Source organism: Halocatena salina (assembly GCF_023115355.1).
GTDB classification, from domain to species: domain Archaea; phylum Halobacteriota; class Halobacteria; order Halobacteriales; family Haloarculaceae; genus Halocatena; species Halocatena salina.
This window is the reverse complement of the sequence record NZ_CP096022.1, coordinates 60618-83169: the sequence shown is the minus strand read 5'-3', so window position 1 is coordinate 83169 and position 22552 is coordinate 60618. Positions and strand designations below refer to the sequence as shown.

General features: G+C 54.3%; 21 protein-coding genes. 10 read left to right on the top strand and 11 right to left on the bottom strand.

Annotated features, from left to right (window positions below):
* Positions 1-87: 87 nt before the first annotated feature.
* From MW046_RS17475 to MW046_RS17445, 7 genes are all read right to left on the bottom strand, one after another.
* Entirely contained in the window at positions 88-852 is a 765-nt protein-coding gene (locus MW046_RS17475; RefSeq protein ID WP_247995803.1) for a sulfite exporter TauE/SafE family protein, read from the bottom strand.
* Positions 853-858: 6 nt separating this feature from the next.
* Positions 859-2169, bottom strand: a complete 1311-nt coding sequence (locus tag MW046_RS17470; protein ID WP_247995802.1) for an NRAMP family divalent metal transporter — start codon at positions 2167-2169, stop codon at positions 859-861.
* Positions 2170-2548: 379 nt separating this feature from the next.
* Positions 2549-3520 carry a sodium:calcium antiporter gene (locus tag MW046_RS17465; protein WP_247995801.1) on the bottom strand — a complete coding sequence of 324 codons (972 nt, stop codon included), beginning with the start codon at positions 3518-3520 and terminating at the stop codon, positions 2549-2551.
* A gap of 136 nt (positions 3521-3656) precedes the next feature.
* A complete protein-coding gene (locus MW046_RS17460) occupies positions 3657-5957 on the bottom strand; it encodes a cation:proton antiporter domain-containing protein (protein ID WP_247995800.1) in 2301 nt (766 codons plus the stop codon).
* A 71-nt stretch (positions 5958-6028) separates the two neighbouring features.
* On the bottom strand, positions 6029-6670 hold the full coding sequence (locus MW046_RS17455; protein ID WP_247995799.1) for an SDR family oxidoreductase: 642 nt from the start codon (positions 6668-6670) through the stop codon (positions 6029-6031).
* 77 nt (positions 6671-6747) lie between these two features.
* Positions 6748-7407: a helix-turn-helix domain-containing protein gene (locus MW046_RS17450; protein ID WP_247995798.1), complete on the bottom strand. Its 660-nt coding sequence runs from the start codon at positions 7405-7407 to the stop codon at positions 6748-6750.
* 528 nt (positions 7408-7935) lie between these two features.
* Entirely contained in the window at positions 7936-9069 is a 1134-nt protein-coding gene (locus MW046_RS17445; RefSeq protein ID WP_247995797.1) for a patatin-like phospholipase family protein, read from the bottom strand.
* Between the two features lie 761 nt (positions 9070-9830).
* On the opposite strand from MW046_RS17445, the gene MW046_RS17440 reads away from it, so the two are divergent.
* From MW046_RS17440 to MW046_RS17430, 4 genes are read left to right on the top strand one after another with little or no spacing between them, the layout of a single operon-like run.
* Entirely contained in the window at positions 9831-11450 is a 1620-nt protein-coding gene (locus MW046_RS17440) for a hypothetical protein (protein ID WP_247995796.1), read from the top strand.
* Between the two features lie 17 nt (positions 11451-11467).
* Entirely contained in the window at positions 11468-11596 is a 129-nt protein-coding gene (locus MW046_RS19515) for a hypothetical protein (RefSeq protein WP_282190255.1), read from the top strand.
* A 50-nt stretch (positions 11597-11646) separates the two neighbouring features.
* Positions 11647-11928, top strand: a complete 282-nt coding sequence (locus tag MW046_RS17435; RefSeq protein WP_247995795.1) for a hypothetical protein — start codon at positions 11647-11649, stop codon at positions 11926-11928.
* Positions 11929-11951: 23 nt separating this feature from the next.
* Positions 11952-12416 carry a hypothetical protein gene (locus tag MW046_RS17430; protein WP_247995794.1) on the top strand — a complete coding sequence of 155 codons (465 nt, stop codon included), beginning with the start codon at positions 11952-11954 and terminating at the stop codon, positions 12414-12416.
* A 43-nt stretch (positions 12417-12459) separates the two neighbouring features.
* Here MW046_RS17430 and MW046_RS17425 read toward each other — a convergent pair whose 3' ends face one another.
* A complete protein-coding gene (locus MW046_RS17425) occupies positions 12460-13428 on the bottom strand; it encodes a M48 family metalloprotease (RefSeq protein ID WP_247995793.1) in 969 nt (322 codons plus the stop codon).
* A 203-nt stretch (positions 13429-13631) separates the two neighbouring features.
* Here MW046_RS17425 and MW046_RS17420 point away from each other — a divergent pair, with 203 nt between their 5' ends.
* The 4 genes from MW046_RS17420 (at position 13632) to MW046_RS17405 (ending at position 18294) form a co-directional block, all read left to right on the top strand.
* Positions 13632-14636 (top strand): DUF7972 family membrane protein, encoded by a 1005-nt coding sequence (locus MW046_RS17420; RefSeq protein WP_247995792.1) that lies wholly within the window; start codon positions 13632-13634, stop codon positions 14634-14636.
* 121 nt (positions 14637-14757) lie between these two features.
* Positions 14758-15537 carry a winged helix-turn-helix transcriptional regulator gene (locus MW046_RS17415; RefSeq protein WP_247995791.1) on the top strand — a complete coding sequence of 260 codons (780 nt, stop codon included), beginning with the start codon at positions 14758-14760 and terminating at the stop codon, positions 15535-15537.
* Positions 15538-15613: 76 nt separating this feature from the next.
* Positions 15614-16033 (top strand): universal stress protein, encoded by a 420-nt coding sequence (locus tag MW046_RS17410; protein ID WP_247995790.1) that lies wholly within the window; start codon positions 15614-15616, stop codon positions 16031-16033.
* A complete protein-coding gene (locus tag MW046_RS17405; protein ID WP_247995789.1) occupies positions 16030-18294 on the top strand; it encodes an amino acid permease in 2265 nt (754 codons plus the stop codon). The genes MW046_RS17410 and MW046_RS17405 overlap by 4 nt, the downstream gene beginning before the upstream one ends.
* 15 nt (positions 18295-18309) lie before the next feature.
* On the opposite strand, the gene MW046_RS17400 is transcribed toward MW046_RS17405, so the two are convergent.
* A complete protein-coding gene (locus MW046_RS17400; RefSeq protein WP_247995788.1) occupies positions 18310-19008 on the bottom strand; it encodes a DUF2270 domain-containing protein in 699 nt (232 codons plus the stop codon).
* Positions 19009-19013: 5 nt separating this feature from the next.
* Positions 19014-19313 carry a hypothetical protein gene (locus tag MW046_RS17395; RefSeq protein WP_247995787.1) on the bottom strand — a complete coding sequence of 100 codons (300 nt, stop codon included), beginning with the start codon at positions 19311-19313 and terminating at the stop codon, positions 19014-19016.
* A gap of 459 nt (positions 19314-19772) precedes the next feature.
* Here MW046_RS17395 and MW046_RS17390 point away from each other — a divergent pair, with 459 nt between their 5' ends.
* Entirely contained in the window at positions 19773-20174 is a 402-nt protein-coding gene (locus MW046_RS17390) for a helix-turn-helix domain-containing protein (protein WP_247995786.1), read from the top strand.
* Here the strand turns inward: MW046_RS17390 and MW046_RS19510 are convergent, their stop codons facing one another.
* Positions 20175-20387, bottom strand: coding sequence for a universal stress protein (locus MW046_RS19510; protein WP_282190254.1), 213 nt, complete (start codon positions 20385-20387; stop codon positions 20175-20177).
* A gap of 1170 nt (positions 20388-21557) precedes the next feature.
* On the opposite strand from MW046_RS19510, the gene MW046_RS17380 reads away from it, so the two are divergent.
* Complete coding sequence (locus tag MW046_RS17380; RefSeq protein WP_247995785.1) at positions 21558-22520, top strand: mannonate dehydratase; 963 nt, start codon at positions 21558-21560, stop codon at positions 22518-22520.
* Positions 22521-22552: the final 32 nt, after the last annotated feature.

Sequence of the window (22552 nt, the reverse complement as noted above, 5' to 3'; positions counted from 1 at the left end):
GCATTTGCTACCTATAACGTCTACCCGATTTTTCGTCAAGATCTCTGCAGAAAAGAAACGCATAGCCGACGAGGGGCGACGGATTCGTTAGAGTGTGATAACAGCTGCAACGGCGACGAGAACGCCAGCGAGGGCGATCCGCAGCTGACGAGGTGGTACCAGATGAGCGACGCGCCATCCGGCGAGAACACCGATGAGTTGCGGAACACCGACGACGACTGCCGTTGTGACATCGACGGCTCCGACGGTGAAATATCCGATCGTCGCAAAAAGCGCAAGGAATATTGACTGGACCTGCGCAACGGCAACCGCTCGGAGCATCGGCATTCCCAGAGCAACCAACGTGGGGACTGCGATCACTGGTCCGCCGACACCGAGCAGTCCCCCTAAGACACCGATACTACCGCCGACGATAGCCAGCACCGCGCGCCGTCGTCCGTCGGTCTGACCGAGAAGTCCTGTCGGCTTGATTCCGACGCGTTCACGATATGCGAGCAAACCACCGATGATAGCGAGAAATGCCGCCAGAAGATAGCCGAATAGCTGGTCACTGATCAGCAGATTCATCCGGCTGCCGGTGAGCGCGCCAAGAATTCCAGCACCACTCAGTACGACTGCTGCCTCACGTGCCGGTCCGCTCCTCAGTTCGCCAGAGCGGACGTAGACACTACTGCCGACGAAACCGGTTGCGACGAACGTTGCGCTCGCGGTTCCAGCAACGGCTGCCGAAGAGAGATCCGTCAGTTCGTAAAGCGCAGCGGTGACGAACACTCCACCAGGACCGACGGTCGTGATTCCGACACCAGCGAGCAACGCGATGACGATCAGGCTAACAGCCAGCACTGGGGTCATCGTGGGCTACAAACCACCACCCAAGATGGCACCAATGACGTCCTGAGTGGAGGAAACCGCGAGTACGATCGCGAGTACAACCAGTGTGACGTTGGCCACGTTGATCCACCGATCGTTCTGGTGATCCCCCATCGTTTCGCTGTCGTTGACGGCCCAAAAGAGAAGTACGGCGGAAATCGGTAGTCCGAATACGCCGTTCCAGGCTGGGAACAGGACGATCATGTCCAACACGCTCAACCCACCTACGATGTGAACCAGCGGGGAAAGACCGCTGAGCAGGCATATCCCAACGAACAGAATACGGAACGACCGTCGGGCCTCCTGGGGATCGGACGATCGAATCCGTTTGCCCCGGGCTTCCTGAAGGATGTAGGCTGGGCACCAGAGGATGGGAATGATGCTGTTGAACGCTGCGACCAACGTCCCACCGAGGAACAACAACATCGCCCACGTGCCGAGCACGTCAGTCAGTGCTCTGCCGGGTGTGATAAACGAGCTCAACTCGGTAACGCCCGTTGGACGGAGAACCGTGGCAGTTGCGATCAGAATGGCGACCGAAGCAAGACCTCCGAGAGCGTACCCCATCACGAGATCCAAGCGCATATCGAAGAGATCCGAGGTATCCTGCCAGCCTTTCTCCTCAACGAACAGCGATTCAAGAAAGAAGTTCGGCCACAGCGCCGTCGTTCCAAGAATGGCTGCCGCCAACGTCAATCCGTTAGGGGAAAGAATGTCCGAATTGGGCAGTGTGCCGGCAGCGACCGCGATCGGATCGGGATCGCTGACGACCGCTACGATACCGAAGCCAGCGAACAGGAGTACCATCATCGCTGTCATCAGATATTCGATGATTTGGTAGTGTAACACGCCGATCCCGGCAGCGAGGACTGCAGTCCCCGCGGCAATCACCATCCAATTTATGGATACACCGAAAACGCTTTCGAGTAAGATCTGCGTACCGAGGCCGACAGCGGCAGTCAGTTCCAATCCCCACAGAAGACAACCGATCGAGATGAACCCGAGCAGCCCTGTCGCACCGCTTTTTCCGAATTTCCGACGAGTGAACTGTCCCAGCGAATCGCCGAAAATACCGACTCGGGCGCTCATATCCTGAGCCATGATACCGAGTAGGACCGCGAGTCCAACGAGCCAGATGAGCGCGTAGCCGAACTGGACGCCGGCTGTGCTCATGATGAACACCGTTCCCGAACCGATGTAGCTGGCGACCATTACGAACGCCAGTCCAAACCGCTCAAAGAACTCCGAGACCGATGTCGGTCCCTCTTTTGCAACCTGTTTTAGGAACATCCCGGTCATGTTCTAGCAATCACCGTCGTGATGTTTTGAGGGAGCATCAGTCGGCCCTGCGGCGATAGTGTTTGTTTAGCGATGACCCGATACGTTCTTCCCAGACATATGTTTTTACAGTACATATCAATCGTATATTCACTCCAGCGACCGGAATGACTACAACGAATTCATCTATGTATTAAGGTTCACTAAGGATAAATGTGTCGCGAATATCGTTACCGATTGACGATTATTCGTACATCACGTTTCTGTGTCCGATATCGTTGAAATCAAACAGTCTATTGTCTTAGACATGAAATGTCTGGCAGACGAAAGAATATCGGCGATGTGTGCCAAGCGAGGGATCGGTTTACGCGAGCCCGAGAGGGGAGATACAGCCGTATCACTACTGTGGAAGCGGTGAGCTGGGAAGGTAGGCGTAACTGATCACCCAGTAGGCAATGTACAAAACGCCAAACAGAACGCCCTCTATCCGTTTGATCCGTCCGCGATAGAGCACCACAGCCATCAACAGCGTGATCACGAACACGGCCGGCCAGTAAAACACGAGAACCGACTGCGCCAACGAGAACGGTCGAACGACGGCGAGCAAACCGATATTGCCAGTGGTGAAGAAGATCAAACTGCCGACGATGTTGCCAACAGCGATGCTCGAACGACCGCTACGGATCGGCTCAACGACGAGGAGGATCTCTTCGAGCGACATCACGAGACCCGCAACGGTCATTCCGAAGATCGTACCGTTCAGTCCGACGTTTGCAAGGATCCCGCGTGCGCCGTAGACGGCCAGTTCCGAGCCGATAACCATCCCGAACGTGAACAAGATGACGAACCCGAGATAGTACCAAGATCCGTGTTCGTCTGCCTCAAGTGCTGCTCGTGCTTCTTGGGTCTCCTCATCTCGAAACGTCTCCCGACCGCGACGTTCCTGCCAGTAGAGATAGGCGAGGATGGCTACGAAGATCGCGAGGAGAAAAACACCATCGACCCGTGACAGCCGTCCATCGAGGAGAAACGGCAACGCGAGCAGCGGAGACACTGTCAGCAAGAGGAGATAATCCGTGGGTAGATGCGGTTCGAACGGGACGAGTACTCCCGCAAGGGCAACCGAGATGCCGACCAAAAAGAGCGCGGACCCGAACGCCGAACCGATCGCTACGCCCGGAAGGTCCCCAACGATCGCCGCAACGCCAAACGCCCAGTTTTCGAAATCCATCCCAGTAAAAAACACTGCGAGAAGAAACGCAGAAACACCGCTAAGAATCGCCGTCTTCGTGATGTTTTTGATCAGTTCTTCGACGCTGTAAATGAGGAGCGCCACTCCACCTAGGAACAACACCGCTGGCAGAACGGCCATACTAGAATCGATCTCTCTACAATCAAATAAAATAATCGCTAGTACGATGGCTAATATAATATATTATTGAAACGTTTTGAGAGAAAAAGAGGGTAAGAGTGGATGTCGCTTCGAGCACCTACCGAGCCGTTACACATTACACCGAACTCACCACTGCGACGGGACACGACGCGTTCTCGATGACGTGTTCCACTCGATGCCCGAGAAATGCCCGACGGGATGTCGGTCGAATTTCACTTCCCATGACGATCACGTCGGCATCCGTTTCAGTTGCACGGGTGAGAATCCCACTCTCTGGCCGGTTTCCGACCGAGACGTGCGTCAACACTTCGACTCCCATCTGCCGTCCGAGTTCGGCTTCTCGGTCGACGATCGCCTCACCGATATCGACCGCTTCGGAGAGCTTTGGCTCGATCAAGGTTTCCTCCGGCTGTGGAGGCGTGACTACGTGCATAATCTCCACGATGGCATTCTGATCCGCCCCGATGGCAAACGCCACCTCCGCGGCGTGTCGGCTGTATTGGGTTCCAATGGTTGGAAGCAAGATCCGACTGACCGACAGTTCCTCTGGGGATCGATCGCTCGACGCGGCGTTCGAGCTGACAGCCAGTATCGGACACGGTGTCACCCGAAGGATGCGGTCGAGTTCCGCGCCCAACAGCGATCGATCGGCTGCTTGTGGAGAGTCGTTCATTCCGATGACCAGCAGGTCATAGTGATCCTCCGCTTCTGAGAGTACAAGGTCGCTCACGCTCGTTGTGACGGTACGGGTCATCGTTCGGGCCGGGCCATCGGAGAGCGCGAGCTGATCTTCGATTTTTTCCAAGCAGTGGGACGCAGAATCACCGCTCTGTGGCTCATGGTGGTTGCTGTCGCCTCTACGTTCCAAACGAAGGAGGCTACGCTTGACCGTGGAAAGAACGTTCGTCACTCGCTGTCGGAGCGTTCCATCTCCGTCGGCGTCTACCGCTCGACTCCGATCCACGTACATACACGTTACGTCGATATCTCGCCTCCGAACAACGTGCCCGAGGAGTTGGGCAGCGATCAGCGAACTCACTCCACACCGTGTCGGCAACAACACTCGGTCGATAGCACCGAGAAAGCTCCGTTGCTCGGACGTCCGACGTTCGAGTCGCTCGATCTCCGCATCGGAAAGTTCAGTTTTAGCGAGTGTCTTGCGAAGCAACGGCGGCGCAGTCAGCGAGGTGACGAGAGCAACCATGACGATGATCGAGTACATCTGGATGGAGAGTACACCGATACTCAGTCCAATGGTTGCGACGATGATCTCGATCGCTCCTCGGGCGTTCATCCCAGCTCCCATCGCAATGCCTTCCCACCGCGAAAGGCCAGCAGCCCTCGCGCCGATAAACGCTCCGCTGAACTTCCCAAACGTCGCAACCCCAAGAACGACGATTCCAGCCGCAAAAAGTGCTGGGTCGGCTAACGTGGTAAGGTCGACGCGAAGGCCGGCCATCGCAAAGAAGATCGGCGCGAATACACTGAGCGTCATCGTCTCGAACGTATGCCGTGTCGACTGATCGAAGCGGTTCACCTGACCGATGAGCAATCCGACGACGAACGCACCCAACACTGCTTCCACGCCGATGTACTGTGTGACTGACCCAACGCCGAGTGCGAGTACCATCAGTGTCGTGATCTTCCCCGCTTGCCCGCCAATGACTGAATCCACCCAACGGATGATGGACTCGGCCAGCCGACGCCCAACCGTGAACGCCAAGAGTAAAAACACGATTAACCAGAAAATCGTTTCACCGGCAGCACCCAGCGCCGCAACCGCATTCCCGGCAGTCCCTGCCTTGGCGAGCGCAGCGACGATCGATAAGAGGATCCATCCGATGGTATCGTCGATCATGCCCGCTGCGATGGTTATTTGTCCTATGTCGCGGTGAATCGCGTCAATATCGAGCAACACTTTCGCAATCACCGGAATCGCGGAGATACTCATTGCGACGGCGACAAAGAGACTGAACACGAACCGTTGGTCTTCAGCCGCGAGGAACGCCGTCGGCAGCGCGTATCCCAAGCCAAAGCCCGTGATAAACGGGACCACGATTCCGGCGGCTGAAACGAGTGCTGCCGGTCGCGCTCGACTGGCGATGAGTTCGAGATCAGTCTCGAAGCCAGTGACTATCAACAACATGAGTAGACCGAACCAGGAGACGACTTCGATCAAGTGATACGGTCCAGCGAGTTGCGGAAAGATCGTTATAAAGAGGTCAGGGGCCAGCACGCCAAAGAAAGAAGGCCCAAGTACGATTCCGGCGAGTAGTTCACCAACGACGGCGGGAAGGTCTACTCGTTGCGCTATCTCCCCGAGACCACGGGCGGTCAATAGAAGTAAGAACAGCTGAACAAACAGGATGAGCAATGCGTGTTCGGACAGCGGTTCGATTACGGCTAGTTGAACCATACAAACACATCGTACTTGAGGCGTAAAAAAGAAGATAGTAGGGATTCGGGATCGTAGGCCAACCTATTGGGTCAGCCGTGGCTGATCGCGTTCTCGATCGGGGTATCGCCGCCGAAAAGCCGGACTGTCTCGCCGATCGTTTCGTCGTTTGCAAGGCAGGCGACAACCGTCTGGGCGACGTCGGCGCGTGGAATCTCATCCCCGTTTTCGTCGCGGTATTCGAAAGCTGCAGAAACGTGTCCAGTTCCTTCCTCATCGGTGAGCGACGTCGGCCGAAGAACTGTCGCATCGAGCGGAGACCGTTCGAGGTAGTCGTCAGCACACCGCTTGGCCACCCGATACGGACGGAGAGCTTCCGGTTCGGCCAGCGGATCGCTTGCCGTGTACGCACTTATCATAACGAACCGATCGATTCCGCGTTCGACAGACGCCTTGATAGCTCGTCGCGCCCCCCACAGGTCGACCAGCAACGTCTTGTCCCAACCGGAGTCTCCACCGGAGCCAGCCGTGAAAACGACGGCGTCAACCCCTTCGAGTGCCGGTGTGAACTCCCCTTCGAGATCGCCCAAACGTGGTTCCCCACCGCGTTCGCGGACAGCGTCAAACTGTGATTCATCTCGTACTATCCCGATCGGGTCGTGTCCAGCATTCGTGAGTCGGGGAACTAACTCTCGGCCGATTCCACCGTTCGCGCCGATAACTGCAACATTCATCGTGTACTGTACAAACAGGGACGTCCAACAAATAGGTGCTGTGATCGCCGAAAGACCAACGAAACGACGGTTCGCATCTACTTCGGCGATTTGCTGCTTTCGGTCCGTAGTGAAGATTTCTCGATGAACTCTTTGATGATGGTTTCCTCAGCACGATGGAGTACGCCGCTCGCAGCTGACGGATTCACGTCGAATTCCTCGGCCAGTTCTGTGAGCGTACAGTCGCGTGGAGTATCGTAGTATCCTTTCTCAACTGCTTTAGTGATGAGCTCCTGTTGTCGATCAGTAAGCAATTCGCTCGGATCGTACGATTGTGTTATCGACTGGATTTGATACGGAATGTCAGCAGCATCCATTTCTTCTGTGAACTGTGAGATACGCCCGTGGGAAGCAGTGTGTTCGGCCGTCAACCATCCATCCTGCAAGTGGGCAGGAAATCTCGGTAGAATGCCAGACGCGCGAAGGGCTCGATTCGATTCCGTTTTCGGAATCGTGTACTGGATCACGACCGTCTGTTCACTGCCGTGTAACACATCATACGATATCTCTGGTGTTTCGTTGAACTGTTGGAGAACGGTGTCAGGATCGGCTGTTTCAAGTTCTACAAGCCCGAGTATTCCCGCATCCGTAGGATGACTTGATAGTATTCGAAATTCCTCATCGGGCAACTCTGTCGATATCGCGGCCAACGGATCGGCGCGAGCTGCAGCGTCGAACGTGAGTTGTATTCGAGGCATTGTGTATGATAATACTATGGCTAGGCCAAAAATTGTGAAGCTGGTCACAGTTGTCCTCTTACACGTTCGGTGGGGCAGAGCGATATCGAATCATCGATACAGCATGAACGTCGGAGGTGAACATATTCATCCGGACGTCACCAGAGCGGTGGCTCTTTCTGTCGCTCATGGGCCATCAATCTACCATCGAACGAGACGGTCACACGAACCCGGCGAGAGACACCGCGTACACCAAAACATCGTTACGGAGATGATCGCTGTATGAGCGGTGAGACGACACTTTCCTAGCCGCTCGCTCAAAGAGCATTGTTACCTGCCAGCATGCTCATGGTCACGGCAGGGGCGACCATTTCCCCAGCACTCCCCCGCTATTGAACGGACGTTTTCGGAGATGCTAAACGCGTCAGTCCTCGTCGGTCTCGTACTCACCATGCATGGACTTCTCATCGGAATCGGATCACCGTTCATCGGCGCACTCGCTGATCAGTTATATCGATTAATTGCGTGCGTAAGACCACCTCAACTCGTTCAACACTCATATATGCGACCGAGAAAGTCGCGTGCGTGCTCCTCACCGGCATGCATGAGTTCCGTTAGTAATGTTGGATCTCGGTCCAGTTTCGTTGATGGTGTTAATCGTCGAGGTGGAGAAAGGCTCTCATCAGTCAGTTCGATCTGGCGTACAGTCACTGATTTGTACTGCTCACCGAAATCATCAGTGAAGGCTCCTGCTTCAAGCCATTGATTCACCCGATCGATAAAGAATAGCTCTTGATGTAACGAAAGGTTTCCAGCAAGTTCGTTCCGACGGTCAGCAATCGCTTCGAGTGTTCTGAAGTCGCCCTCGCGATGGGTGGGATTGATGCGCACGAGCCAGATCTCATCGGGTTTCTGGGCTTTTGACTCAGGGCCAGACAGGAGATTCCGCAGAGGTGGATTCTGTGAGAACAATCCGTCCCAGTAGGAGTGCGTAGATCCATCCGATTCCGTCATCGTTACTCCTTCGAACAGGGTTGGAACCGCCGTGGAGGCAACGACTGCATCGATGGTAAGTGGTCGTGGACGCTCTGTTAGATAATCAGGACGAATCACACACGAGTCGACAGGGTGATCACTTGCTGGGGATTCAGGTTCCAATCGATCGGTGAAAACACTGAAGCTTCCATCGTTCACATCAACCGCACTCACGAGGATCTTGGGAGGTAGTGGGTGAGTGGAGTCCGCCGGTTGGTGCTCGAAAACGAGTTCGTCAAGTGGTTCGGCATCAACGAACGATTCGATCGTCTCCCGAAGCACGGTTTGGCCGATTGCAGAAAAGATGTTGCGCGATGGAGGAAGTTGTACTATCGGAAAGCCCATTTCGAGCAGTCGAGAACTCCAGACGAGACCGGTGTTCGCAAGCCGTTCGGGGGGAGTGTTCGCTGCAACAGCATCCCAGAGAGCATCAAGCGATGAAATCGCCTTTTCGTGCGTGCCGGTTCGGAGACCATACCACGCCACAAACGCACAGAGTGCCCCTCCAGAAGTTCCGCTCAATGCCGAAATTCGGTAGTCGGAGCCCTGTTCTCGGAGTACGTGTTTCAGTACTCCGGCTGTAAACGCCGTGTGACTTCCGCCACCTTGACAGGCGATCGCAACGTTGGTGGGTGTTGATGGGGTCATTGCTGGGCCTCGCTTAGGTCGTTGCACGGCAGTGATGGAGCGTTACTACGGACGGAGCGACTCGTCTGGAACGACCACATCACCCCTCCTGGCAACGGCACACGCCATATATTCATATCCTCCTTCTTTAATCTACTGAATACAGTCAATTGAACGTCAGTTGGCGACGGTAGATTTGTTCGGCCCAGAGTAGGGAAATAACCGCTTAACTATACTGGTTGGGTAACAGAACCACGCTGCATGATCAACGACGTGACTAGAGACGAGTTAAGTGTCGAACTGTATCAGGATAAGACTCAAGGACAGCCACTTATCCCTGACGATGAACTCATCGATCCCGAGAGGAAGTATATATACAACACAGATGGGACGTTTGCGGAAACTAGATCAGTCGGAGCAGACGACGAAGTATCACCGTCCGGCGTACGTGAATCAACTAGCCGTGCTCCGATCCATCCCCCCTGTAGCCATGCGACCCTAGACGGAAGCTGGTATCTCCCCTCACTCCGCGCGTAGAACCCGGAACGCCAACGAATCAGATTCACGGAGCAATGCGGATCGAAGCCACTACTGCCGACAAGATGCGGATCTCAGGGGATATCTATATTGAGTCGTCGAACACAGACGAGCAGGGAACAGTAGAAAGCCGCTTCCCAGACAGTCGACTCTCGATTCGACAGCATTGGTATCCCCAATTTCCACCAACAAAATACAGCTGGTATTTCAGGAGTCAAGGCGCCCAGTATTCAAGGGGACAATTAATGTTCGATCTCGACCGCCACATTTGGGATCCACGCAGCGATGATTTCACACAGATGGATGTCGGGACGATGTCTCTTAGTTGTCGACGAAATCAAATCACCGAGCCCAAACTCTCGGTTCCAACCGTTCAGATGACGGGAGAAGCGACGTTTGGCGGACGAAGCTTTTCAGTTACCGCGACGAAGACTGCACCGTACTATCAAGGCTGCCACGTCAAAGCCGATGTCATGACACACCGCCAGTGGTCGGGAGACGCCCAGTTTAGGGGGAGGAACATCACGTTCAGCGGCGTGTATCGCGACGCTGGCGTGGAATTCCGTATGACTCTCGACGGGATCGACATCCCAGAAGACGCTAGCCTCTCGACAACCGAGCTCAATCAACTACTTGCGACACACCGAACGCAGTCCGATTCTCGGCCATGGCAGCTCTGGTTGCTGATCGGCTCACAGTACGGCACGTCAGGAACGTTAGGTATTATGTTCGACGACGCATCACCGTTCCGAGAAGGCGCTTCCGCGTTCTACGATCCCCGTCTCTCCAACTCAGAGCTCATCGAATCGACTGCACAAGGCAAGAAAATCGGTGAGGTTCCGCTTGCAATCCTTCGGACCGCGCTGCACGAGATTGGCCATGCGCTCAATCTCTATCATCCAAAGCATGATTGCCACTCAGTTCCGACAGGAACGACGATCATGAACCAAACGGGAGACATAATGGGGTTTGCGAGTGCGGCAACTCCGTATCCCGGCAATGCCACATTTGCGTTCCACGATCACAATACCACATCCCTCATCCATTCACCGGATCCACAGATCAGACCTGGTTGGACGCGTTTTGGATACGGTCACGGATGCATTGGAAATACGCCTAGTGAGCCCCACGATCTCATCTTCGACCGCGACGTTCCACGTGCGCACCATATCAAACTTGAACTCGATGTGCCGGAGGAAATGTATCTCGGCGAATTCGTCCTTGCAGCCGTTCGAATCCACAACACTGGCGATGAAACACGCCTCGTATCGACGGCTCTCAACCTCGAAGAGGATTACCTAACCGTATCCCTCACCCCTCCAGAGGGATCGCCCGTTGACGTTCGCAGCGTCATACTTCTTTGCAGCGATCGACAGATGGCCGAACTCGAACCGGGCGAGTATCGTTCGGGATACATTCAGCTCATGTACACGAATCGGGAGTACACGTTCGCCCAGACGGGCCGATACACCATTCAGGCCGAACTCGATCTCGGCGACCGGATCGTCAAAAGCGACCCGGTAGACATGCTGGTTCGCTCACCGCTTTCCGAAGACAAACTCGAGGTAAGCACGAAAGGACTCGACACCGATGTCGGCCGAAGTATCGCGCTTGGCGTCCCTCCGATCGATACACCGGCGGAAGAAAAACTCACCACGCTGGCCGAAGACTATCCGGAGACGGATCTCGGTACGGCCGCTGCCGTCGTCATCGCGAACGACCGGCAGCAAGAGACGGTCGATTACCGAACCGACGATGTCCTTCGGGAAGCTGACGACGATATGACAACGGCGTATCTGGACAGAGCGCTCGAAGGATACGACGCGACGGACGTGTCAGAATTTCGACTGCGGTCGTTCCAGTAGGAGAAGCGGAAAGCCCGGTGTTCGATCGACGGATCGAACGGGTCCGTGACGAGGCGGACGACGAGGACGGCGTCGAACACGCGAAAGCCATCATCGCTGACTACCAGCGAGAGAGTGGAGCGGTCGTCGGATCAGAGTATGAGTGAGAATCCGACAAAAGACGTATTTCAGTGGGTTTCGAACGTTAGACGATCGGATGTTTGACTGTAGCGTCGAACTCGCTGACGTGCCATCGTCGGTTACACGAGGCGAATTCGTCGTCCCAACCGTGCGAGTCCACAACACCGGCTCGAACCCGATGACAGTCAGCTCTCGGCTCAACCTCTTTGAGGGCGACCTCACCGTTTGGCGAACCAGTCCGGACGGCAAGCGGACGCCTCTACGTGGTGTTTTTCTCGTAGACAGCCTTCTCCGACAGGTCGAGTTACCCCGGGACATCGTCTCGAATCCGGTCTTTTCCTCTCCTATACGTCGATAGGCGATCCATTTCAAACGACGGGTGTGTACCGGCTCGAAGTCGAGTACACACCCAGCGTCGGTCAGGAGGCGGTTACCAGTTCCTCAGTCCGGTTACAAGTCACCGAAGCACCAACGGACGAACTCCGTGAGATAGCTGCGATCAACACCGACGAGGTCAAGCGATCGGTTGCACTGATCCAGTTCGATACGCCACCGGTCCGGGATGAACTCCAGACGATGGCAACCGAGTATCCCAACCGCAAGGAAGGGATGATAGCTCGACTCGCGCTCATCAAGCTCACCGATGAAACGCGAACCGAAACAGTACTCAAGCCTACTATTTCGATCGACTTGCCGACTGTAGCGCGGTGGATTACCGCGCTCTTTGGTACAGCCGACACCGAGAATCCGCTGACGACCGCGTTTCTCGATGAGGTCGGCGAGAGATCGAATCCGACGGCGAATATCGCGTGTGATATCGTCCGTGGTAAATCAATACCGGATTGAGTTCAGTAACGTTTGTTTTGACACAGCTATTTGCCAAAATGGATCAGTTGATCTCGATACGTCGCCACTGTTCGGCATCGTCGTTCCGCTTACCGATACGTGCAGCCTCCCGAACGCGGCTGATACGCTCATCAGTCGGTGGATGGCTTGCGAGTGCTCGTTCGAGTGGGGTTCGTTCCACCTTCTGTTCACGGGAGGGGAAAAGCCACGAAAACGCTTCCAACGGCTTGTTCGCACGCTGGATCGTTTCGAGCGCACGAGCGAGCGCCAGTGGCTCATCGAGAACCGCTACGGCTCGCTTGTCAGCAGCGTATTCGCGACGGCGAGAGTAGGCTTGCAGCGCTAGCGTCGGGGCGAGAACCACTCCCATCACGATTCTCAGGAGTGCGCCTCGCAGGCCACTCCCGACACTGTGAGGACCTCGCACCGGCCGACCGAGAATCAACGAAAGTCCCCAGCAGCTCAGGCAGACGACGGCGACAGCCGGAAGTACCACCATGAGCACAAGGGTAGCGATCATCCGGAGGAGACTCGCAGCCAGTGTTCGCAACAGACTGTCGTAGCCTTCGAGATGCGCGAGTTCGTGAGCGAGAACCCCCTCCAGTTCCGCGGGTGTCAGCAAGCGAGTGAGCGAACGGTCGATTACGAGCGTCCCGCTCCCGAGCGCGAACGCGGTGGGCTGATCGAGATGAGCGACGTAGACATCCGGCCAATCGATGTGCATCTTGTGAGTCAACCGATCGAGGCTCGCGTGGATCCCCGGAGCACTGGCATCGGAAAGTGGCGTTGCATGGAGATGGGACAGGAGCCGTGTAGAACTCATCCGATAACTCAAGTAGCCGACGATCAGTGATATCCCGGCCGCAAAGAGGAGTACAGACGGGAGACTGCTACTAGTGAGGAGTGCCCCGATCATCTGAACACCCACGAGAACGCCAACGCCAGCGAGAGCGAGCAGTCCCACGCCAACTAGGATGGCGAGTCCACGCGGCCGACGAGTTGATCGGAACATGTCTTTACTATATAATACTCGCACAAAACAGTTGCCTCCGCGACGATCGGAACCTCGTCTATATCTTCACCTTATCGCCAGAATCACTTAAAGGATGACCACCGATACCACTGTTGTTGTGATTAGACTACCCGTTCGAATAAACCGTTCCACACATAATATGAGTAAAGACATGCTATGAGGAGTGGTGGGATACACGTACAATGAGCGATGAAGAAGACGTACTCCCGATACCAACGATCCCTTCATCACTTAAATTTTCCGAACAGAAACGGAGATGGAGGGAGTGGATTCTACTCGATGGAAATCGATTCATCATCGCTGTCGCGGTCGGAGTTACGGTTTTCATTCCTATCGCAGGGATAGAATACGTGCTGGAAACTCCATTTCAAAACACACAGCCCTTGTATTACATTTTCAGCTCAATCATCACCGGAAATATAACGCTCATTACGGTCGTCGTTTCGATCAATCAGCTGTTACTCTCTCGAGGATTCGAGACCCCCGGTGAGCTCCAATCGCAGCTTCAAAGCATCATCGAGTATCGGTCAGAAGTCGAAGAAGCTGCTGATCAGATCGCCCCAGTACAACCACTTGGGTTTTTACGACTGCTGTTCGAAAACACCCGTGATAAAGCACAGCTGATAGGTGATGATGCCGATGAGCACTCGAAATCTGTCGCAAACGATATCGATGAGCTAGTAACCGAGCTGACCGATCACATCGATGAGATACAAGAGCATCTAGATCAACCGGAAATGAATACGTTCAACGTTCTATCGACGACGCTGACGACGAACTATGCGAGACAGATTAATCATGCCCGACAGATTCGTTCACACTACGAAGGCCGTCTTTCAGAGACGACGACAGACGCGCTCGATCAACTAATCGATCGGCTACAGGAGATCGATATCGCCCGTCAGTATTTCAAGACCATCTACCTCCAAGAGGAGCTCTCTTCAGTCTCGCGGCTACTACTTTATGCAGGTCTTCCTGCCGAAACAGTAGCAATCGTGTTTCTCGTTGTCTTAACGAGTACGCCAGCGGTTACTGGTTCTGTGCTGTATTCTCTCGCGTTCCCCCTCGCAGTCACGGTCGGTATCATGCCGCTCGCCCTGCTCTTTTCGTATATCATCCGTATCGCGACGGTTATACAGCGTACTGCGGCCACGATCCCATTTACAACATCTAGACAGGAAAAGTAGTCGTGTTCCAGAAACAGACAGAATCCGGTGTGACTTTCATTACCGAAATTTGTGGCCCTTATAGAAAGCATTAAGTGAATTAGACTCTATTTTATTTGTATAATCAAAATACATGCCGACCATGTCATATCCAGAAACGGACTACCGAATCGACGATATCGATCGCTGTATCCTGTATACCCTCATGAAAGACGGACGCGAAACGACCGCAACCTCGATCGCTGAGACGGTTAATGTCTCTGGGGCGACAATTCGGAACCGAATTCAGAATCTCGAAGAGCGAGGCATTATTCAAGGATACACTGCACACATCGATTTCGAACGGACAGGCGGAAAACTCATGAACCTCTATTTGTGTAACGTTCCCGTTCCAGAACGCGAAGCACTTGCACAGAAGGCTCGCACGATACCAGAGGTCATCAACGTCCGAACGCTGATGACCGGCCGTAGGAATCTCCACATCGTAGCGGTTGGCGAACACACTAAAGACCTCCAACGCGTCTCGCGGACCCTTTCACAACTCGGTATCGAGATCGAAGACGAAGATCTAGTCGAAGACGAGTTTTTCAGTCCCTATACATCGTTCGGTCCGGACGACGATCAACGAACGCACGAACCGAACGACTTCATCAGTCTCACCGGACAGGCTAACATCATGCAACTAACCGTTCGGTCCGAGGCACCCATCACAGGGCATACTCTCGAAGAAGCGAGCAACCGCAACATCCTCGATGAGAACACACTCATCATCAGTATCGAGCGAGACGACCGGGAGCTCACACCCCATGGTGACACCGTCGTTCAGTCAGATGATATTGTCACTATACTTACACAACAACACGGCGATGAAACCGTGTTCGATGTCTTTCAGGGATCTGATCTGGAGACCGTCACTAAATGACATGGGAATGGTTCAGTATTCGTGTGTTGAGACGGTGTTCTATGGAGAGACAATCGACAGAGACGAAGATAAGCAAATGAGTCACTCATTCACCGATTCGATCGTCGTTCCAGTCGCCGATCAAGAAGATGCCACGGTAACGGCGGCCGCTCTCGAACCATACGATGTCGGCACTATTACCGTCGTGTACGTGGTTGAGAAAGGTGAAGGTGTTCCGGATAAAACACCTGTCGAACAGTCCGAACAGATCGCCACCGAATCGTTCGCTGCCTTTCGGGAGACGTTTCCCACGGTTGAGACGGAGACAATCTATCGCCGCAACGTGGTCACAGGGATCATCGAGGTGGCAACGGATATCGATGCGAGTGCGATCGTCTTTCATCCCCGCGGTGGTTCCCGAATCCGTCAGCTCCTTGCCGGTGATCGCTCGCTTCGGCTGATTACCGAGGCGAAACGTCCGGTCATCGCACTCCCGAACGAGGTGAACAAGGAATGACAGAAAGTGATGAGGAGCTTGCAAAGGATCTCGGACTGCTCTCAGTGTTGACGATCGGTGTCGGAACGATGATCGGTGCAGGTATCTTCGTGCTACCAGGGGAAGCGGCAGCAGCAGCCGGACCAGCTGTCGCGCTCTCATTCGTCATCGGCGGGGTCATTTCGTTGTTCACCGCGCTTTCAGCTTCCGAGCTAGGAACTGCGATGCCGAAGGCCGGTGGCAGCTACTACTACGTGAATCACGCCTTGGGTCCGCTGTTCGGTTCCGTTGCTGGCTGGGGCAACTGGATGGGTTTGGCCTTCGCCTCGGCGTTTTATACGCTCGGTTTCGGGGAATATCTCGCATCGTTCCTTCCGATTCCGACGGTAATGCTCGGTCCCATAGCGCTGTCAGAGTTTCAGATCGGTGCGCTCCTTGCGGGGATTGCGTTCATCAGTGTCAACTACATCGGCGCAAAAGAGACCGGTAGCATCCAGATCGTCATCGTTACGATCCTCGTCGGTATCCTCACCCTCTTTTCGATTCTCGGTCTGTTCCAGACCGATCTCTCGACGCTTCGTCCGTTCTTCCCGGAAGAAACGGGGGGCGCTACAGCTGTGTTCCCCGCAACGGGGCTCGTGTTCGTTTCGTTTCTGGGATTTGCGAAGATCACGACCGTTGCCGAGGAGCTAAAAAATCCGGGCCGGAACCTTCCGTTGGCCATCGTCGGAAGCGTGGTAATCGTGACGGTGATGTACGGTATCATCATGGTGGTGCTAATGGGCGTGATCAACTGGCAGCAGTTGGGCCCATCGTTCACCACGACGCCCGTTTTAGACGTCGGCGAAATCGCCTTCGGAACGCTCGGTATTGCAGGAATCGGCGTCGGACTACTGACGTTCGCAGGATTGTTAGCGACCGCTTCGAGTGCGAACGCGAGTATTCTCGCCTCGTCGCGGATCAACTTCGCCATGGGTCGAGACAAACTCATCTCTGATAAACTCAACGCCATTCATCCTACCTTCGCTACACCGTATCGAAGCATCGCGGTCACAGGGGCGCTCATCCTGGTGTTTATCGTGGTGGGAGACGTGAAGACGCTTGCAAAAGCCGGTAGCGTCCTTCACCTCATCGTCTATGGGCTGCTCAACATCGCGCTCATCGTGATGCGACAGGCCGATGTCGAGGGATACCAGCCCGATTTCAAGGTGCCACTGTATCCGATAGTGCCGATCGTGGGCGCCATCACGTCGTTCGGATTGATCGCGTTCATGAAACCGATCGAAATCGCTCTCTCCTTAGTGTTTGTCGTTGGTGGGCTCGTTTGGTACCTCCTCTATGCGCGTGGCATAGCCGAAAAAACGGGGATCTTGAGCCAATACATCCTCAACCGATCAGAGACGATGCCGTCCGCAGCAGTTTCAGCTGCGAGTACGGTGCAGCCAGATGGTGGCACGTTCCGAGTAATGGTCCCGTTGGCGAACCCGCAGACGGAACAGGATCTCATTACCCTTGGGAGCGCGATCGCCAAACAGCGGGGTGGAACCGTTGATGCAGTCCATATCGTTCCGACTCCCGACCAGACCGCACTCGAATACGCTGCCGATCACGTCGACGAACTCGAAGCGGATCACGAGACGATCCTCGAAGCGGCAAAACACGACGCCGAAACGTTCGGTGTCGACGTCGAAACCCATACGATTTATTCTCACCGACCGTTCGAGGGGATTTTCGATACAGCCGAATCCCACCAAGCCGCGCTCGTCGTCTTGGGCTGGGAAGAGGAAACCCACAGCCTATCGGATCGAGTCGAGGGAGCGTTCGATGAGTTGACCAACGAGTTGCCCTGTGACTTTCTGGTTCTCAAAGATCGTGGATTCGATCCCGAAGAGATCCTCGTACCGACAGCCGGTGGACCGGATTCGGATCTCTCCGCGGAGATCGCGAAACTGTTACAGTCGGAATACGATTCGGAGATCACTCTACTTCACGTCGCTGACTCGGAAGAAGAGGGCATCACGTTCCTCGAAGAATGGGCAGCTACTCACGACCTCACTGATGCAACGTTACAAGTCGAAAGCGGTGATGTCGAAACCGCTATCGAGCGGGAAGCTGCTGACAGCACGATGATGATCATCGGTGCGACTGAACGTGGACTCCTCTCACGGCTGGTCCGAGGTAGCTTGGTGTTAGACGTCGTCGACGATGTCGAGTGTTCGGTGTTACTTGCCGAACGGCCACGGACGAAGTCCCTCGTCGATCGACTGATCGGAAAGGAATGATGACGCTCAGCTACATCATTTACGCAGGTTTTTAGAACGAAGTTCACCCTTCGCATGCCACGTCCGAGGGCGAAGAGCGACAATAGCGGTACCGACATAAAACAGCACTACCAATACTATGACAGCCTCACCGGGAATCCCTCCGATCGCTGCGCTGACCGCCCACGACTCGGGAGAGAAGACGGTAATACGAACGACCCACGCCGCGAGCAATACGGTGAACAGCGGTAGATAGATCCGTCGAAGACGGTGAGCAATGGCTTCCTCTGGGGTGATCTTGATCGTCGGGGTTCGGTAATCCTGGCTCAGCTTTTCACGCCAGTTGGGATCGGGCATCCCAGCAGAGGGGTCTAGTCCGTACGCGAAGACGTTTTCTTGAAGCTTTCTGACCCTGCTTCGCCAGATGTCGTATCCCCGATAGCGACGGGCTTCGATCGCCAAAAAAACAGCGAGCGTTGCGATACCGATTAGAAGGATATAATGGGGGGCTTGCGGTCGTGAGAACGCCCACGTGAGTATCGCCGAGATCACGACCACGGCCCAGTTCGTCGTCCGATCAAGGCGTTCCCGCCAGAACGTCATACGATGGATCTCACCGCGGTAGAGATGAGCTGTCGCCGAACTAGGTCCCATATCCTCCTCTAAAAGCCCTTTACCCAGTTCTCTGTGTTCCGTGTCCGCCGGATCGATCTCCTTAGCTGATGGTCTCGTCATTGATATTATGCGTCTGGGTGTAGTCGAATCCTGATCTCTGTGTCGGCTTGCGCCAACACTCCTACCATGCGATCGAGTCGATCGCGCACATCGGCGGTAACCTGAGCTAATTCGGAGACATCAGTGATTGATAGCAGTATCTCCGAATCGACCGCACTCTTCCCGTCGTTACTGCCACCCGTTCCAGCGACGGTCTCGTCACCAGAAACCGGTGGCTTCCCGTGGCGTTCCTCTTCGAACGTCCGCTTAGCATCGCTTGTCCGATCCCCGCGTACATCGGAGGACCTTCGTATTCTCTCGTTCATAATATAGGGCGTACTATACAATACTACACCACTGTTATTAGGTATTTTGTCCGCTGAGATACATTACGATGCAGGAAAACGGTTCACCGACGGCTTTGGGAGAAACAGCACGTTCTCCGTGTGGAACTGCTGATAGCAGAAATATTATCGGGACGATCGTGCGCTCATTACGTACGGACTGGTGCTGTTAGCACTCCGTCACCGAGCCATCACGAGCGGAGCACAGTTGGTAACCGGGGTCGATGCCGGAGCGACGAAACGAATCAAGGGCGACTTCGCCACGTACGACACGGAGTCCGTATCCCTACTCAAACGACGCTCATGGTGAGAACAGCAGTCGTGCACACTAGTACACCACTTCGATAGGACTGCACCGGATGCCGGTTCGTCATAGATCGTGCAGTATTGTGACGATTATGCAAATTCTTTTGAGAGACCAGTGCGTATGTCCGACAACGAATGGCCGACTCGATGAGTGAAATGCTTCAGCAGGACATGGAGTGTGAGGGTTTACTGGAGTGTTTCCACGATCTCAAAGAGATCGACAGAAACGTGTTTCGACACCTAAACGACACGAATGAACCACTCACCGTCGACGATATCGCCGACGAGATCGATCGAGAGCGATCGACCGCCTACCGGTCCGTTCAGCGGTTGATCCAAGCAGGATTTATCCGGAAAGAACAGGTCAACTACGAACAGGGCGGGTACTATCACGTTTATCTCCCCCGAGACGCCGACGAGATCGCCCACGAGATGCAGCGGATGCTCAACGATTGGTACGCACAGATGGGTCAACTCATCGGAGAATTCAACGAAAAATACGGGAACAAACCCGACACTCCGACCGTCGAACGCTGATCAGGAAACGACGGTGACGACCACTGATGCTCGGCGAACCACCGTTTCAGAAACCCTGCCGAGAAGCACGCAAGAAAGTGGGTCCTTGTTGTGTCGTCCGAGGATGACGTGGTCCTCTGTACATTTAACGATTTGCTTGGTAGGGGAACCGTACGAATCTCGCTGTGAATGGTGATATCGTGATTGGCAGCGCGTTCGGCTTCTTCGTACCACTTTGAGAGTAGCTCGGTGTTCCAGCCCCACCCACACAGGGATTGAAGCTCAGGCGCGAGCGGATCGACATCAAACGGATTGATCACCGTGAGGAGTCGGATACTGACGACTAGAAAGCTGAGTGCGTAATCGAACGCGCGCTTGCTCGCTTTAGACTCATCGATGGGAGGAACAGATAGAAGTAAAAGTACGCGACCGGTCGGAGTTCGGCCGTTATCTCGCGGGGAACGTTCACTGATGGGCACAACACGGATCGATGTATCCTCGAAGAGCTGTACGTAGATCCCACCCGATCCGAACAACAGTACGTACCTGAGCTGTGGGTTACCACTGTGCACGAAGAACAACTATCACATCTCATAGTTGACTGTCTTCGTCATTGGGCTGGAAGGAAAAAGCGTTCCTATCAGGCATTTTAATTCTTGGGTAGGTGATTCACTCCCTTTTATATGACATATATCATAACTTGCCATCATTTAATGAATGGTGACAAAAGATCTTTTCCAAGCAATAATGATAATACAATGATACCCTTGGCTGATCTAGTGTGTTGGTTATTCGAAGAACAGAAATCCGTACATACCTGTTGAAGTAGGAGCTGTGTGCTGTTTCCATACTTCGTTCGTCGGAATTCCTTCTATCGTTTCAAGACATATTTCAAACATATATCATTCGCACTGTCATCCAGCAAGGGTAGAGGAAGTGCTTAAGCAAAATATATCAAAAATATTATAATTATTCGAAATATATGTACAGTAAGAAAAATTCTTTGTCGAGCATTCGAACGTGCCTGTAACCGAGTGTCCGTAGAGTCGGAACAGCTGTTTTTCCTCCGGAATTCATTTACACCAGTACGTTTGTAATGGTATTCGTGACCAGTACGGCCCACACAGCAGAAGTGCGAAAAGGGTTCAGGTCGTCGTTCGGCGTTTTCGTGTTCAGAATTCAACGATAATGGACGTTCGAGTGGATCACGCGTATCAAGTCTCGTACCGCATTTCTATCGTCTACGTTCGGATCACCGTCCGCCAGTGATCCGGATTGTCTATCCATCATCATTGAACGAAACCATCGTACCGATCCGGTGCTGGTGTTTTCGGAACAACCAGCCGCGCGATCAAGGAGGAAAAACAGAAATTATTTTAATCGAATCGACCTACGCGGGACTACATGGTACGATTATCGTTGATCCTACCGCCGGAGCCGGATTCACGCTGGCAGCTCGCAAAGCAGATGGGCGTGACTGATGCAGTCATCCACCCGCTCGAAATCGGTGACGATCAAACTGACTGGACGTACGACGAACTCAACGGCATCGTGAATTGGTTCGAAGAGGTCGGCATAGATGTGTCCGTGATCGAGGGATCCGTCCCACTTACAGACAGAATTCGGTTCGGACGAGACGGACGGGACGAGGACATCGAACGGTTCAAGCGATTTCTACGCGATTGTGGGACAGTCGGAATCCCAGTCGTCTGTTACGACTGGATGGCGGGAATCCGCTGGGCGCGAACTGAGGCGCACGTCGAATCTCGCGGCGGATCGTACGTAACTGGATTCGACGACAGGAAAATGTCCAGCAGATCAGAGACTGAGGGTGTGGATATGACCCACGAACAGCTCTGGAACGCGCTCGAATATTTCTTGCACGAGGTCGTGCCGGTCGCAGAAGAAGCCGATGTAAAACTCGGTCTCCATCCCGCGGATCCGCCACTCGATTCGGTCCGGGGAATCCCCCGACTCGCCCGAAGCGTCGACGCCTACGATCGCATCCTCGACATCGTCGATAGTGAATACAATGGCGTTACGTTCTGTCAAGGTAACTTCGCGGCGATGGGTGTCGATATACCGGAAACGATCCGTCACTTCGGCGATCGGATCAATTTCGTTCACTTCCGGGATGTCAAAGGCGATGCCAACCGTTTCGTCGAGACCTGGCACGACGATGGGCCGACTGACATGCTCGCTGCGATGCGCGCGTACGAGGAGATCGGGTATGAGGGACCGATGCGTCCCGACCACGTCCCGACGATGGCGGGTGAAGACAACTCCAATCCCGGCTATCACACCAAGGGACGTCTCTTCGCGATCGGTTACATGCGAGGGCTACTCGAACAAACGACGACAGCCTGAGTCGACGTGTTTCGAGGGACGTACATCCAGAA